13 protein-coding genes are annotated in these 13,930 nt (G+C 68.5%); 3 read left to right on the top strand and 10 right to left on the bottom strand.

Features of this window, described 5'->3' with window-relative positions; genetic code table 11:
• Positions 1–20: 20 nt before the first annotated feature.
• The 3 genes from QC765_RS15490 to QC765_RS15480 form a co-directional block, all read right to left on the bottom strand.
• The gene (locus QC765_RS15490) at positions 21–1,037 is read right to left on the bottom strand and encodes a glutathione S-transferase family protein (protein ID WP_373876775.1); all 1,017 of its coding nucleotides are present in this window, start codon (positions 1,035–1,037) and stop codon (positions 21–23) included.
• 123 nt (positions 1,038–1,160) lie between these two features.
• Positions 1,161–1,868: a GNAT family N-acetyltransferase gene (locus tag QC765_RS15485; protein ID WP_278315335.1), complete on the bottom strand. Its 708-nt coding sequence runs from the start codon at positions 1,866–1,868 to the stop codon at positions 1,161–1,163.
• 13 nt (positions 1,869–1,881) lie between these two features.
• Positions 1,882–3,027 carry an acyl-CoA dehydrogenase family protein gene (locus tag QC765_RS15480; protein WP_278315334.1) on the bottom strand — a complete coding sequence of 382 codons (1,146 nt, stop codon included), beginning with the start codon at positions 3,025–3,027 and terminating at the stop codon, positions 1,882–1,884.
• 61 nt (positions 3,028–3,088) lie between these two features.
• On the opposite strand from QC765_RS15480, the gene QC765_RS15475 reads away from it, so the two are divergent.
• Positions 3,089–3,892, top strand: a complete 804-nt coding sequence (locus tag QC765_RS15475; RefSeq protein WP_278315333.1) for an enoyl-CoA hydratase/isomerase family protein — start codon at positions 3,089–3,091, stop codon at positions 3,890–3,892.
• Here QC765_RS15475 and QC765_RS15470 read toward each other — a convergent pair.
• The 4 genes from QC765_RS15470 to QC765_RS15455 form a co-directional block, all read right to left on the bottom strand.
• The gene (locus QC765_RS15470; protein ID WP_278315332.1) at positions 3,875–4,663 is read right to left on the bottom strand and encodes a hypothetical protein; all 789 of its coding nucleotides are present in this window, start codon (positions 4,661–4,663) and stop codon (positions 3,875–3,877) included. The two genes, QC765_RS15475 and QC765_RS15470, sit on opposite strands and share 18 nt — an antisense overlap.
• A 104-nt stretch (positions 4,664–4,767) precedes the next feature.
• Positions 4,768–5,697: a patatin-like phospholipase family protein gene (locus QC765_RS15465; protein ID WP_278315331.1), complete on the bottom strand. Its 930-nt coding sequence runs from the start codon at positions 5,695–5,697 to the stop codon at positions 4,768–4,770.
• Between the two features lie 110 nt (positions 5,698–5,807).
• Positions 5,808–6,473, bottom strand: a complete 666-nt coding sequence (locus QC765_RS15460) for a phosphoribosyltransferase (RefSeq protein WP_278315330.1) — start codon at positions 6,471–6,473, stop codon at positions 5,808–5,810.
• Positions 6,474–6,589: 116 nt separating this feature from the next.
• On the bottom strand, positions 6,590–7,345 hold the full coding sequence (locus QC765_RS15455) for a DUF8548 family protein (RefSeq protein WP_278315329.1): 756 nt from the start codon (positions 7,343–7,345) through the stop codon (positions 6,590–6,592).
• 202 nt (positions 7,346–7,547) lie between these two features.
• Here QC765_RS15455 and QC765_RS15450 point away from each other — a divergent pair, with 202 nt between their 5' ends.
• Complete coding sequence (locus QC765_RS15450; RefSeq protein ID WP_278315328.1) at positions 7,548–9,305, top strand: DEAD/DEAH box helicase; 1,758 nt, start codon at positions 7,548–7,550, stop codon at positions 9,303–9,305.
• A 37-nt stretch (positions 9,306–9,342) separates the two neighbouring features.
• On the opposite strand, the gene QC765_RS15445 is transcribed toward QC765_RS15450, so the two are convergent.
• The gene (locus QC765_RS15445) at positions 9,343–10,482 is read right to left on the bottom strand and encodes a glycosyltransferase (RefSeq protein WP_278315351.1); all 1,140 of its coding nucleotides are present in this window, start codon (positions 10,480–10,482) and stop codon (positions 9,343–9,345) included.
• Positions 10,483–10,571: 89 nt separating this feature from the next.
• A complete protein-coding gene (locus QC765_RS15440; RefSeq protein ID WP_278315327.1) occupies positions 10,572–11,354 on the bottom strand; it encodes a DUF8548 family protein in 783 nt (260 codons plus the stop codon).
• 153 nt (positions 11,355–11,507) lie between these two features.
• Between QC765_RS15440 and QC765_RS15435 the strand changes: the two genes are divergently transcribed.
• Positions 11,508–13,202, top strand: coding sequence for a cell wall-binding repeat-containing protein (locus tag QC765_RS15435; protein ID WP_278315326.1), 1,695 nt, complete (start codon positions 11,508–11,510; stop codon positions 13,200–13,202).
• A 65-nt stretch (positions 13,203–13,267) separates the two neighbouring features.
• On the opposite strand, the gene QC765_RS15430 is transcribed toward QC765_RS15435, so the two are convergent.
• Positions 13,268–13,930, bottom strand: a complete 663-nt coding sequence (locus QC765_RS15430) for a Type 1 glutamine amidotransferase-like domain-containing protein (protein WP_278315325.1) — start codon at positions 13,928–13,930, stop codon at positions 13,268–13,270.

Here is a 13,930-nt window from a genome sequence, read left to right as displayed (position 1 = left end):
TCCCCGCGTGCCGAGAATGCCTAGCCGATTGCCGGAACGCGCTCGGCCGCGCGTGGCGGTGGCGGCGGGGTGCCATCGCCGAAGGGACGGCCGCCGAGCTGCTCGCGGTGGTGCGGCGACAGCCAGGAAGCCAGCTCGGGCCCCTTCGGAACGATCCGGGTGGGATTGATGTCGGAGTGGACGATGTAGTAGTGATCCTTGATCTGGCCAAAATCGATGGTGTCGCCGAAGCCGGGGGTCTGGAAGAGGTCTCGCGTGTATGCCCACAGGGCGGGCATCTCGGTGAGCTTGCTGCGGTTGCACTTGAAGTGCCCGTGGTAGACGGGATCGAAGCGAACGAGCGTGGTGAATAGCCGCACGTCGGCTTCGGTGATGGTGTCGCCCACGAGGTAGCGCTGCCGCGCCAGGCGGTCCTCGAGCCAGTCGAGGCGGGCGAACAGGCGATCATAGGCCTTGTCATAGGCTTCCTGCGTGCCGGCGAAGCCACTGCGATAGACGCCGTTGTTGACGTCGCGGAAGACGAGATCCATGACTTCCTCGAGCTCGTCCGCGCGCGCGGCGGGCAGCAGGTCGGGAGCCCCTTCGCGGTGGTGGGCCGTCCATTCGCGGGAGAAGTCGAGGGTGATGGTGGGGAAGTCGTTGGTGACGACCTGGCCACTGGTGGTGTCGACGATGGCGGGGACGGTGATGCCCCGGTCGTAGTCGGGATAGCGCGCGAAATAGGCTTCCTGGAGCCGCTCGATGCCGAGCACGGGGTCGATGCCGCCGGGGTCGAGATCGAAGGTCCAGCTGCGGGCGTCGTGGGTGGGGCCGCACAGGCCGAGGGAGAGCGCGTCCTCGAGGCCGAGGAGGCGGCGCACGATGATGGCGCGGTTTGCCCAGGGGCACGCTCGTGCGGCGACGAGCCGGTAGCGCCCGGGCTCGACGGGGTATCCGCTGCTTCCATCGGCGGTGATGCGCGTGGCGATGTAGCGCATGTCGCGGCTGAACTCCTGGCCATCGACGACGTATGTCGCGGCTGGTTCGTCGGTGTGCATCGAGGTGCTGGCTGGTTCCGTACCCATTGCTGGACCTCTAACTGGTTGAGCGGTCAACTAATTGAATGGTACTAGGGAACCCGCCACGACGTCGACCCTCGAGCCTTGCCTCGCGCCCTTCGGCTAGCCCAGCTCGACGGTTGCCAGCGTCCCGAACTTGTCGTAGCCGAGCGCCTCGGCAAGATGCCATGCGTTCGCGTTGGTCCGGTGCGCGCGCCATTGCGGCACGAGCCCAGCATCGAGCGCCACGTTCGTCGCGATCAACGACACCGTCTTGCTATAGCCACGCTGCCGGGCCTCAGGGATGGTCAGCGACGTCATGTTGGCCACGAAGCCCTGCCACTCCTCGTATGCCGCGCACGAGACGGGGTTCATCTCGTTGTCGAGCAACGTGAACCATTCCGAATGCTCGGAGAGCTCGGCTGCCTCGACGTCATCCGGCGGGCACGCCCGCACGACCTCGTTCACCATCTCCCGATCGCGCGAGATCAATGGCGCCTCGCTCGGATGCATCGGCGGTGGCGGCAGGTAGTCCGGCGTGAACAGCAGGGTCTCCGCCCGTGCGCGCCGCGCCCCGCGATCCTTCGCGATCGACAACATGCCCCGTTCGCTGCCAAGCTGCTCGTCGCTGAGCCCGCGGGCCCGCTCGACAGCCCATTCCGGGCCGAGGAAGACGCTCTCCCCGAACACCGAGAGGAACGTCAAGGATTTGGTGCCCGATGGCAGTGCGACATGCTCGCGCCCGGGCGCGAGATCGCGATCACCGATGCCCAGCGATCGCGCCCACGCCACTTTCAGGATCGAGGCAACGTGTGCAGAGGTAGCGTCCATTGCTTCCATATGATCACAACCCGATGTCCCGTCCGATGAGTTCCTTCATGATCTCGTTGGTCCCGGCCCAGATCTTCGTGACGCGCGCATCCATCCACGCCCGCGCCACCCGATACTCGCGCATGAACCCGTACCCACCGTACAACTGCACGCAGTGATCGAGGACCTCGTTCTGGATTTCCGCCGACCACCACTTCGCCTTCGCCGCATCGATCGGCGTCAGCTCGCGCCGGGTATGCGCGTCCACGCAGGAATCCACGAACGCCTGGGTGACCTCCAGCTTCGTGGTGATCTCCGCGAGCAGGAACTTGTTGTGCTGGAAATGCCCGATTGGCTGCCCGAACGCCTTGCGCTCCTTGACATACTCCAGGGTCTCGTCATAGATGCCCTTGGCGTGCGCGGTGTTGCACACCGCCGCGCTCAGCCGTTCCTGCGGCAGCAACTGCATCATGTGGATGAAGCCATTGTCGACCTCGCCGATGACGTTCGCCGACGGCACTCGCACATTGTCGAAGAAAAGCTCCGCGGTATCGGACTCGGCCTGTCCCACCTTGTCGAGCTTGCGGCCTCGCTCGAATCCCGCCATTCCCGACTCCACGCCGAACAAAGTGATGCCGCGCGCCTTTTTCTCCGGGCTTGTCCGCGCTGCCACGATCACCAGGTCCGCGCTGTAGCCATTGGTGATGAAGGTCTTCGAGCCGTTGACGATCCAGTCATCGCCATCGCGCACGGCAGTGGTCTTCAGCGCCGCGAGATCCGAGCCACCCGAGGGCTCCGTCATGCCGATCGCCGTCACCATCTCGCCCGTGCAGAACCGAGGCAGCCAGCGCTCCTTCTGCTCATCGGTGGTCAGCTCCACCAGGTACGGCGCGCAGATATCGGAGTGGATCCCGAAGCACGAGGCCATCGCCGCGCTATGCCGGCTCAGCTCCTCGCCCAGGACCGCGTTGAAGCGGAAATCGCCCGCCTCGCCGCCGCCGTACTGCTCCGGCACCTCGAGGCCCAGCAGACCGGCCTTGCCCGCCTCGAGCCACATCTCCCGCGGGATGGCCTTGTTCTCGATGAGCTCCTCGCTGCGAGGCTGGACATGGCGGGCCACGAACTCCCGCGCTGACTCGCGGAAAGCCTGATGGTCCTCGTTATAGATCGTGCGCTTCATCTGAGTCCTCCGTGCGGCTATGCTGCCGCCCACTCTACCCAAGGCGTGCGACGATCAAGCGATGAGTGATCATTCCCCGCAGCCCGGAGTCCGGCTGACGATCGAGCACACCGCGCACGGCGCGCCCGTCGCCGTGCTGTTCCTCGACAACCCGCCCCTCAACCTGTTCTCGCAGCAGGTTTTCGACGACCTCGCGGCACACATCGCGCAGCTCGCCGCCAGCCCGCCCCGAGCCGTCCTCATCCATGCCGAGGGCAAGGTCGTCTCCGCTGGGGTGGACGTGCACCTGTTCGACGGACTGTCGCCGGACGAGGCCGAGCAGCTCTGGACCCGTAGCTTCGCCAGGCTCTCGGCGCCGCTCGAGGCGCTGCCGTGCCCCGTGGTGTTCTGCGCCCACGGGCTCACCCTTACCGCAGCGTTCGAGATCGCGCTCGCCTGCGACCTCATCGTCGCGGGCCCGCGCGCGAAGTTCGGCCTCGTCGAGAAGGTCGTGGGCCTCACCCCCTCGATGGGCGGACCGCAGCGCATCGCGGAGCGTGCCGGATCCGGTCGTGCCCGCGAGCTCGTCATGACCGGCGATCTCTACCCCGCGGCGACGCTCGCCGACTGGGGCGTGGTGAACATCATCGACGAGGACCCGCTACAGCGTGCCCGCGAGCTCGCGCACCAGCTCGCCGACGGCCCCACCCGCGCGCATGCAGCGACCAAGCAGATCATTGCTGCCTGGCGCGACCGCGGCCTCGAGCACGCCGACGCTGTCACCCCGCGAGTCTCGGGGGAGCTGTTCGCGACCACGGACCTGCGCTCAGCCGTGCGCAGCTTCCTCGAGGAGGGGCCGGGAAAGGCGTCATTCGTCGGCGAGTAGCTCCTTGAGCGCCTCGTCGTCCACGTCCTCCATATCGATCACCACGTCGCCGGGGGGCGAAGGCCAGTGGCGCGGTGCCGCGCCGAAAGCGCGATGCGCGTGCACCACCAGCGATTTGCCGAGCGTCCGGTTCGTTGCCGCGCCGATCGCTGCACCGATGCCGAAGGGCGCGACGCGGCCGATCGTCATGAAGCCCCGCGTCTGCGCGAGGCGCAGCAGCAGCCGCCGCGCCAGCGCCGCGTTGAGCTTCCCGATCGACGGGGCCGGGATGTAGTTCGCCACCGAGTCCGCCCACGAGCGGCCCTTGCGGACCGCCGCCTTCTCCGCGAGGACCGAGGACGTATTGCCCAGCGCGATGCTCATCACCAGCGCGCGGCGCCGCTCGATGTCCTCGATCGGCATGCCGTGCACCTCCGCGAGCGCGAGCGTGTAGAAGGCGCTCGTCGCGAAGAACACCGCTGTCTCCCCGCCCGCGGCGGCCAGGGCGGCGATAGTGCCTACCCCGGGAACGGCCGCCGTCGCGCCCACGGCAGCGCCGGTGCCTGTCACCGTCCGCAGATAGTGCCGGTCTATCCTGCCGATGATCTGCGCGGGGGTCTCCTCGGGATGCCGCTTGCGCAGGGAATTGACGAAGCTGGTCACCACAGGCCCCGGGACGTGCACGCCCTTGTCGACGACCTTCATGGCGATGCGCCCCGTGATTCCGTCCGGCTTCCCCGGCGGCTCGATCGCATCGGGCAGGCGATCAGTGCGATCAGCACGGTCTCTCACCGTTGCTGCTCCTTCCATCCCAGGCCATCACCAGCAGTGCCTACACGGTATGCCAGCGCTTGCGTTGCCGCGAGCAGAACTGTCGCGCGGCAGCTCCGCCCGGCTCAAGCGCTCGGAGGTCCAGCGGCCGTGGAGTCCGCTCCAGCCCGTTCCGGGGCGGTCGGCTCGGTAGTGCTCGGCCCCGCGATGCCCGCGAGCGCCCGGATCTCATCCGCGACAGCCTCGGTGGCCTCCCGGCCCGCAGCGATCAACGCGGGCACCCCTGCGGCCTTCCATCGCGAGAACTTCGTTGTATCTGGCATGATCAAAACGTCTGGTACCTCGTCGTCGAAGCCGCCCATCGCCTGCCGCAGCAACGCCATCGGCCGCATCGTGCGTTCCGGGGTCAGGCGCACCGTGATCACCCGGTCCGCGCCAAGGAGCCGGGCGCCCCAGGTTGGCACGTTCGAGCTGAATGCACCGTCGATCAGCAGCGCCTCCCCGGCCCGTACCGGCGGGAACAGGCCGGGAACAGCAATGGTGGCCAACAGCGCCGTAGGCACCGGACCGGTATCGAGCAGATACGGGGCGAGCGTGCGCAGGTCCGTCGCCACGGCGGCGAAGCGTCGGGGCAGCGCCTCGATGTCGCGGTCCTCGGCGAAGCGCGCAATGGTGCGCTCGAGCACCTCCGGATCGAGGACGCCAAGCTTGCGGGGCACCGTGACCCGGCCGAAGTCCCGCCAGACCGCGCTGCGGATGATCTTGTCGATCACTGACACCGGCAGGCCTGCCGCGTAGCCCGCGCCGATCAGTGCCCCCGCGCTCGTGCCCACGACCACATCGATCTGCACGCCCATGTCCTCGAGCGCGGCGAGGACCCCGACGTGCGCTGCCCCGAAAGCGGCTCCGCCACCGAGCGCGAGGCCGATCACCGGGGCGGAACCGGGGGATCGCGCTGCCGCGCGATGCGGCACGGTGCGCGGCAGCGCGGCCCGGTGCGAGCGCTCGGCGGCGCCAAACGGTGCCGGCCAGGCCGCAGGGATCGGATCGCTCATGGTGGTTTCTTGCCTGTCCAGGTCGGGGGTTCGGACTGGCCACCCCGCTAGCGCGGTGTCGACCGCCCCGCGGAAATGGCACTACCAAGCCTAGTGCGTTGGCCTGCCCGCTAGGGACCGCCTCGCGCCAGCACACGCTGCACCTCGTGCTCCGGTACCTGATCGAACCGGTCATACCATGCGCCCACCGCATCAAGATGATCCGTTACCAGGGGACTCACTACCTCTGCCCCGGCGCGCTCGAGGAGCGGAAGGGCCTGGGAGGCGGCCACGGGCGCGGCGGCGATCACGCGCCGTGCACCACGATGCACAGCCACCTGGCATGCCGCGAGCATCGTCGCACCCGTCGCGATCCCGTCATCCACGATGATCACGCACTGCCCATCGATGCCGGGCATCCCGGATCCATTGCCGCCGGCCGGGTCCCCACCGGCTGGTTGGCGGAACAGCGCGGCCCGTCGCGAAAGCTCGGCGAGCTCCCTCGCCCGCACGGCATCGATATCGCTGCTGGCAAGGCCCTCCCGGTCGATCAGCTCCTCGTTGAGGACGATCGTCCCGTCCTCGCCGAGGGCTCCGAACGCGAGCTCGGGATGGCGGGGAAGGGCAAGCTTGCGGACCATGAGGATATCGAGTGGCCTGCTGGCGCGCTCCGCCACGATCGCCGCTACGGGCACACCACCGCGCGGCAGGGCCAGCACGATCGAGGCTTCCTCGAGAAGAGGACCGAGGGCATGGGCAAGGACGTGCCCTGCATGCTCGCGATCGCGGTACCGCATGACCACTTCCTCGCCCGGCTTGGGCTCGATTGCTCCTGCTGCTTCCACCGTACCGCCGTGCTGATCGTCGCTCCAGGGGCGGCGCGGGCTCCTGGCAGCAGCGGCGCGGGACGCAGCTAGCTGCGGACTGAGCGCGCGTGCCACCGGACCAGCGCGTGATCGAGGCGGTCGGGCGCGACGCCAAGCTCGGCGGCGACCTCCCCTGTCATGGCGCCGAACCTGAGGCCGTCGGTCCCGGGCGCGCAGGAGGCCCGGAATGCTTCGCGTGCCCGTGCCAGGGAATCCGGTGCTGGGGAAGCCAGGGCGAGGCAATGCGCGAGCGCCTGCTGCCCTGGGGCGCCGAGCTCGGCGAGCCAGATCGCGGCGAGGGGCTCTGGTCCGTGCGACGAGCTGGAGGCCCGGAGAAGGTCGGTGCTGGAGTCGATGCGGCATGCGTGCAGCGCATGGGCGAGGTGCATGATCTCCGCCGCGCGGACATCGATGCTGCCGGTATACCGCCGTCGGTAGTGCCCGACCTTGCCGATCCAGATGGCGGGCCCGCCGACCAGGTCGAAGGTGGCGAGCAGTTCCGCGAGGCCGTCGCGCGCGAGCGGGGCGGGGGGCATCGCTGTGGCGTTGCGGAACGCCTGGTACCGGGCGACAAGGCCCGCGGTCGGGACGAAGTCGCTGCCGGAGGCCTGGACAGCCTCGATGAGGCAGAGCGCCAGGCTGCCGGAGTGGTCCTGGGCGCCGATCCAGCACGCTGGGTCGCCAAGGTGATGGAGGCATGCGCTGATGAGCCCCTCTGCGCTGCCGGCCGCGCTGCTGGAGACCGCGCGCGGGGCTTGCTCGCCGATGCGCGATTGGTGCTCTAGGACAGGTGCGGCGCTCATGGTTCCTCCCCGGTCGCGTGCTGCGAAGCGCTCTTAGTGATGTATCGCACCCCGAGGTAAGAGTGTTGCAGGTATCACCTGCTAGGGAAAGATAATTTCTCCTCGCCGCTCGCGAATTGCGCCGGTGAACCGCAGTGGTCGGCTCCGGACCTGGGGGAGCGTGGTCATCTGGGCGCGCGGGAGGCAGTAGACTATGGCGATAATGAGTAACAATGAACCCGGCGATACCACGTTCGCCGGTCTGGGAATCGACGACCGTGTGCTGCGCGCATTGAGTGACGTCGGATATGAAACGCCATCGCCAATCCAGTTGGCGACGATCCCGCACCTCATCGAGGGGCGGGATGTGGTCGGCCTGGCACAGACCGGGACCGGCAAGACTGCAGCATTCGCGACCCCGATTCTGTCTCGGATCGTTGAAGACGATGCCTTCCCCCAGGCTCTCGTGCTGACCCCGACCCGTGAACTAGCGATCCAGGTCGCTGAGGCCTTTGGCCGCTACTCCACGCACCTGCCCGGTGTGCGGGTGCTGCCGATCTATGGCGGCCAGGCATACGGCGTCCAGCTAGCGGGCCTGCGCCGGGGCGCGCAGATCATCGTTGGCACTCCGGGCCGGGTCATCGATCACCTGACGCGAGGCACCCTGGACGTCTCCCGGCTGCGCTTCGTCGTGCTCGACGAGGCCGACGAGATGCTGAAGATGGGCTTCCAGGAGGATGTCGAGCGCATCCTGTCGATGGCACCGCGCGAGCGCCAGTCCGCGCTCTTCTCGGCCACCATCCCCCGCGCCATCCGCGACATCTCCCGCAAGTACTTGAACGAGCCCGCCGAGGTCACGATCAAGTCGACGACGAAGACTTCCGACACGATCAGCCAGCGCTGGGTGCTCGTTTCCCATCAGCGCAAGCTTGATGCCTTGACGCGCTTCCTCGAGGTCGAGCCGTTCGACGCGATGCTCGTCTTCGTCCGCACCAAGCAGGCCACGGATGATCTTGCCGAGCGGCTGCGGTCGCGAGGATTCGCGGCGACCTCGCTCAACGGCGACATCCCGCAGAACGTGCGAGAGCGAATCGTCGGCGAGCTGCGGGCTGGCAAGATCGACATCCTGGTAGCGACCGATGTCGTGGCGCGCGGACTCGACGTCGAGCGGATCTCGCATGTCGTGAACTTCGACATTCCCACCGATAACGACTCCTACGTGCACCGCATCGGGCGCACGGGCCGTGCTGGCCGCAGCGGCGAGGCATTGCTCTTCGTCACGCCGCGCGAGCGTCGCTTGCTCAAGTCGATCGAGCGCTCCACCGGGCAGCCGATCGAGGAGACGCGGGTCCCGACGGTCGAGGACGTGAACGCGCAGCGCGTCTCGCGGTTCGAGGAATCGATCACCGAGCATCTCTCGTCGCCCGATGTCGCCGTGTTCCGGCGCCTGATCGAGAGCTACGAGAGCGAGCACGATGTGTGCCTCGCCGACATTGCTGCCGCGCTCGCCGTGCAGAATGTCGACGGCGACAACTTCTTCCTCAAGGCAGATCCGGTGGAGAAGAAGGTCCGCGAGGAGCGCTTCGATGACCGGGGCGATCGCCGTGATCGCGATGACCGGCCCCGCAGCAAGCCGCGCGGGGACCGTCGCTCGAGCGGTGGAGGGGATTTCGCCACCTACCGCATCAATGTGGGACGCAAGAACAAGATCGCGCCCGGCGCGATCGTGGGCGCCCTCGCCAACGAGGGCGGGCTCCAGCGTGGCGACTTCGGATACATCGATATCCGGCAGGACTTCAGCCTCGTTGAACTGCCCGCCGACCTACCGCGGGACGTCTTCGACGCCCTGCGCGATACCCGCATCGCTGGAGTCAAGATCGGCCTTCGTCGCGACGAGGGTGGATCCGCAGGTGGCGGCCAGGACCGGCCGCCGAAGCGCGCGGGCCGGGATGACCGGCCAGCGCGCCGCTTCCGCGACTAGGAATCATCAGCAGGAACCACCACAGGTCCCCGTGCAGCTAGGGCATGCTCCCGAGCGGCACGGGGATCAGTGCGTCCAGCATGGCGCTCGCTGATCGGGACCACGTGAACTCCTCGGCGCGCTCCCGTGCCCGGGCTCGCGACGCGGCGTGATCTGGCCCCGGGCGGTTCAGTCCGAGCAGGGCCCCGAGCGCCGTGGCGAACGCGGCGTCATCATCGGCGGCAATCATGCCGCTGCCCCCGGTGAGGATCTCCCGGAGCGCCGAGGACTCGGAGGCGACGACGGGGGTCCCCGAGGCGAGCGACTCCAGCGCGGAGAGGCAGAACGTCTCATGAGGCCCGGGCGCGACCGTGGCATCGGCGGTCGCGAGCAGCGCGGCGAGCCGCTCCGGGTCGGCGACGAACCCGAGGAACTGGATGGGGAGGCCCCGCGCCCGTCGTTCCAGGGCGGCGCGCCGCGGACCGTCGCCTGCCACGACGAGTCGAGCGTTCACGCCCGCGCCGAGCAGGATGCGCAAGGCCTCGATGCTGCGCTCGGCATGCTTCTCGATCGAGAGCCGTCCGCTGTGCACGAGCAGGATCTCGTTGCCGGGAGCAAGCTGCGCGCGCAACCCTGGATCGTGCTTGCGAGGGTGGAACCGCTCGAGATCGACCCCGAGCGGGATGCGCCGCACATTGCGGGCACCGATCCGATCGAACTCGCTCGCGGCGAAAGCTGTCGTGCATACCACTGTGTCGAAGCTTCGCGCCATCGCGCGGTTTCCGGCATCCGCGACGCGCTGCGCGGGCACCGCGGGGAGGACCTGGCCGACGAGTCGATCGAGCCGCTCGTGCGAGACCACGACGCTCGGTATTCCGCGGTCGCGAGCCCACCGTCCGAATCCTCGCAGGGTGAGCCGGTCCGAGACCTCTATGGCACTGGGACCGAGCCCGGCCAGCACGTCGGCGACACGGCGTGGGTCCGCGAGCCGGTACCCGCCGGATCCGGGCAGCCGGAGCGAGGCGAGGGTGATGCGGCGTACCCCGTTCTCGAGGAGCTCCTGCGCATCGTGGGCCCCGGGAACGACGAGCGCGACATCGAGCCCAGCGGCCCGGTACTCGCTGCCCCATTGGTGCAATGCGGTGCGGAGCCCGCCGGACCGGGGACCGTAGAAGTTCGCGAGCTGAGCGATGAGCACACGGGGCAGCATGCCATCACCAGGCAACGCGCGGGCAACGGCTGGGCGCGCGTGATCCAAACTCCTGGGGAACTGCCTTTGGGAATCGATCAGTTGGATGCGTGCTCGGCCCATCCGGCATCAGCAGCGGGTACTGCGAACGCGCGATGCCCGGTGCCCCAGCGATTGATGGCAATCACCAGCGCATCGGTGGAGGTATCGAGTCGCTCGGCGAGGATCTCCAGGAGCGGCAGCACCATGCCCGGGTGCCGCGCCCGCATCGCCACTTCGTTTCCCTGCGGCGGGAGGGCCCCGGCGAGGAAGCGATGGCAGTGGCGCAGGGCGCTGGGCTCGTCGGCGGCATGAATCCCGGACAGCAGCAGGAGATAGTCCCAGCTCTCGGCAAAGCTGTGGCTCGCGACCCCCCGCCATGCGTTGACCACGAGCGACCGGGTCGCCGGGTGCGGGATCATCGCGGCGAGATCCTCGGTCCCGTCGATGCGCAGTTCATGGAACGCGGAAGCGGCCCGATGGATGGAGCGGGCCTTCACTGCCTGCGCGGGGCTCGCGTGGCGCGTCCGGTACATCGCGACCTTCCCTGACCAGGCCGTTGCTCCGCCGCACTCCTCGAAGGTGCGCAGCAATGCGCGCGTCCCGTCGGGAAGGCCCGGGCGGCAGTGGCCGGTGGCCTGCTGCCGGGCCCGGTAGGCGCTGAAGTGATCCGTCACCGCCAGCGTGGTGGGGTAGTGGCCGGCCGTGCATTGCACAGCGTCGATCACGCACAGGGCGAGGCTCGACCGGAACCTCGCCGGCGCTGTCCATCGCGACGGCGACCCCAGCCGCGACGTGCAGGCGAGCTCGAGATGCTCGAGCGCCACTGCGGGGATCTCCATGCGGCCTCGCTCTCCAGTGATCGGGACGTTTCCTCCAGAGTACGGGGATCGGGCAATAGCTGGGGACGGGCAGAAAGCGCGCGCTTTCCCGCGGGGCGGGGCCGTGGTGTGTCCCTGACGTTCCCGCAGCGCGTAGCGCGGTAGTTTGAGCGCGTGCATGTGAGAAGAGGCCTCGTCCGGTCCGTTGCGATAGTCGCCGCCAGCGCTGTTGGCCTGGGTGCAGCGGCTGGTTGCACGGTCAACCCCGATGAGGACGATTCCCCTGCTGGGATCGTGCAGCCCCGGTCGCAGCCCGATGAGGCTGATCCAGGCCGCTCGCTGCCCATTGTTGTCGAGGACACCGAGGCCGGGATCTCTCTCGGTACCGCTCAGCAGTTCTTCGCCCGGGCTCCGTTCGTCGTGACCGCGCCGATCGATGATGCGGCCGCGCTGGTGCGCGCGGCATCGCTGGCGGTAGCAACATCCGTGCCGATGCTTCCCGTCGATCCGGCCGATGGGGCCGCGGTGCTCGAGGAGATCGACCGGCTCGGCGCGAGCAGCGTGCTCGCGGTCGGGGCCGTGCCCGATCTCGGTGCTGTGTCCATCATCCCGGCACCCGCGGGACGGGCCGAGATCGAGGAGATGATCGACCGCGACCTCGACGAGCGCGAGGTTGCCGGGAAGACCGATGCCCTCGGTGCGATCGCCACCATCGGTGGCGAGGATTCCACGCTGCTCTCGGTTCCCGGTGCGCCCCTTCCCGAGCCAGGACCTGCCCTCGAGGCAGAGACCTTGCCAGAGTTCGGCCGGGCGGAGCTCGATCCACCCGTGCTTGCCCTTGTCGCGAGCCCGGCCAGCGAGGATGACCGTGAGTGGGCCGAGCACATCGCTGCCGCGGCGACCGCTCGCGCAGCAGGCGCGACCGTGGTGCCGCTCGCTGTGCCCGACCCACGGGCGACAGCCGATTCCGTCTCGGCGATCCGTGACCACGAGGACGCCACGGTGGTCGCGCTGGGCAGCAAGTTTGGCACGGTAGCCGATCTCAACGAGCGCGTGCGCGCTGCGGTCTCGGTACCAGAGCTTCCCGGCGGCGGGCAACTGGTGTATCCCGGCAGGCGGATGATCGCGCTCTACGGCCACCCCGGGGTGCCGGCAATGGGATTGCTGGGCGAGCAGCCAGTCGATGAGGCGATCGCGCGCGCCAAGGAGCTTGCCGAGCAGTACGAGCCGTTCTCCTCCGAGCCGGTCATCCCTGCGTTCGAGCTCATCGTCACGGTCGCTTCCGTCTCGCCGGGTGCCGATGGCAACTACTCGAACATCGCTGAGGTCGAGATGGTGCGGCCATGGATCGAGGCCGCGGAGGAGGCGGGCGTCTACGTGGTGCTCGACCTGCAGCCGGGCCACACCGACTTCCTTACCCAGGCAAAAATATACGAGGAGCTCCTGCGCGAGCCGCACGTCGGGCTCGCCCTCGATCCCGAGTGGCGGCTCAAGCCGGGCCAGGTCCACCTGCAGCAGATCGGACAGGTCGATGCGGCCGAGGTCAACGAGGTCACCGACTGGCTCGCGGACCTCACCGCCCGCCATGACCTGCCCCAGAAGCTGCTCATCCTCCACCAGTTCCAGCAACGCATGATCACTGATCGCGAGAGCCTCGATACCAGCCGCGAGGAAGTGGCGCTGCTGATCCACGCTGATGGTCATGGCGGACCGGGCGAGAAGATGAGCACCTGGAACGCATTGAAGACCGAACTTCCCGACGGTGTCTGGCTGGGATGGAAGAACTTCATCGACGAGGATTTCCCCACCTTCACGCCGGAGCGGACAATGCAGATCGGTCCGGCGCCCTGGTTCGTCTCCTACCAGTAGCGAGGGCGTGGCAGCCCTGTGGGCGGCCGGGCGACGGCCGAGGCGACCGCTCCACAGGGCGGCCCCTAGTCGTCGATGATGATGACATCCGAGTCGGTCAGGGCGCGGAAGCTGGTGCCCGCGCGGGAATACTGCTGCACGAGGCCGTCGATGCGCTCCGGATGCTCATGGCCGGGGGATCGGTAGTGCGGCACGATGCGGAATGGCACCAGGCCCAGGCCCGACCATGCCGCTGGGATTCCGCATTCCTGCAGCGATTCAGCAGGATCGTCGCACCATTCGAGGCCGTCGAGCGATGGCGCGGCGATCGCTGCGCCGGCGCTGTATCCGCCGTAGACGAGGCTTCCCTCGCGGACCAGATCGGTGATGATGCCATCCGCGCCGCTCTGCGCGAGCCGTGATCGCAGCACGAAGGTGTTTCCCCCGCGCAGCCACACCAGGTCGGACCGGGCCAGGATCTCCCGCACGCCGTCGGGATCGCCGCGATGCTCTCGCAGGTCTAGCTCGCGCGCAGTGATCCCTATGTCGGCCAGCATGTCGATCTCGCTGCGGACGGCCCATTCGCGCGCTGCGGCGGGCCATGCGTCCGCGGCATTCGCTACCACCGTGGCACGACGGGGCGCGGGCACAAGGCGTGCGAGCCCGGTGCCCGCGCCGCCGAGCCGGTACGAGGCGAGGAAGAGCTTCATCGGGGGCGCGGCGGCACGTCCAGCGCGCGCCGCCGGCAA

Origin of the sequence: Hoyosella levis, assembly GCF_026008515.1 — a bacterium.
In the GTDB taxonomy this organism is placed as follows: domain Bacteria; phylum Actinomycetota; class Actinomycetes; order Mycobacteriales; family Mycobacteriaceae; genus Lolliginicoccus; species Lolliginicoccus levis.
This window is presented reverse-complemented; position numbering and strand designations above follow the sequence as displayed.

Excerpts from the sequence above, each read along its gene's own strand:
- QC765_RS15460 (WP_278315330.1), bottom strand. The coding sequence starts at position 6,473 with ATGCGGTACCGCGATCGCGAGCATGCAGGGCACGTCCTTGCCCATGCC.
- QC765_RS15455 (WP_278315329.1), bottom strand. The coding sequence starts at position 7,345 with ATGAGCGCCGCACCTGTCCTAGAGCACCAATCGCGCATCGGCGAGCAA.
- QC765_RS15440 (WP_278315327.1), bottom strand. The coding sequence starts at position 11,354 with ATGGAGATCCCCGCAGTGGCGCTCGAGCATCTCGAGCTCGCCTGCACG.
- QC765_RS15480 (WP_278315334.1), bottom strand. The coding sequence starts at position 3,027 with ATGAAGCGCACGATCTATAACGAGGACCATCAGGCTTTCCGCGAGTCA.
- QC765_RS15465 (WP_278315331.1), bottom strand. The coding sequence starts at position 5,697 with ATGAGCGATCCGATCCCTGCGGCCTGGCCGGCACCGTTTGGCGCCGCC.
- QC765_RS15485 (WP_278315335.1), bottom strand. The coding sequence starts at position 1,868 with ATGGACGCTACCTCTGCACACGTTGCCTCGATCCTGAAAGTGGCGTGG.
- QC765_RS15475 (WP_278315333.1), top strand. The coding sequence starts at position 3,089 with ATGAGTGATCATTCCCCGCAGCCCGGAGTCCGGCTGACGATCGAGCAC.
- QC765_RS15490 (WP_373876775.1), bottom strand. The coding sequence starts at position 1,037 with ATGCACACCGACGAACCAGCCGCGACATACGTCGTCGATGGCCAGGAG.
- QC765_RS15450 (WP_278315328.1), top strand. The coding sequence starts at position 7,548 with ATGAGTAACAATGAACCCGGCGATACCACGTTCGCCGGTCTGGGAATC.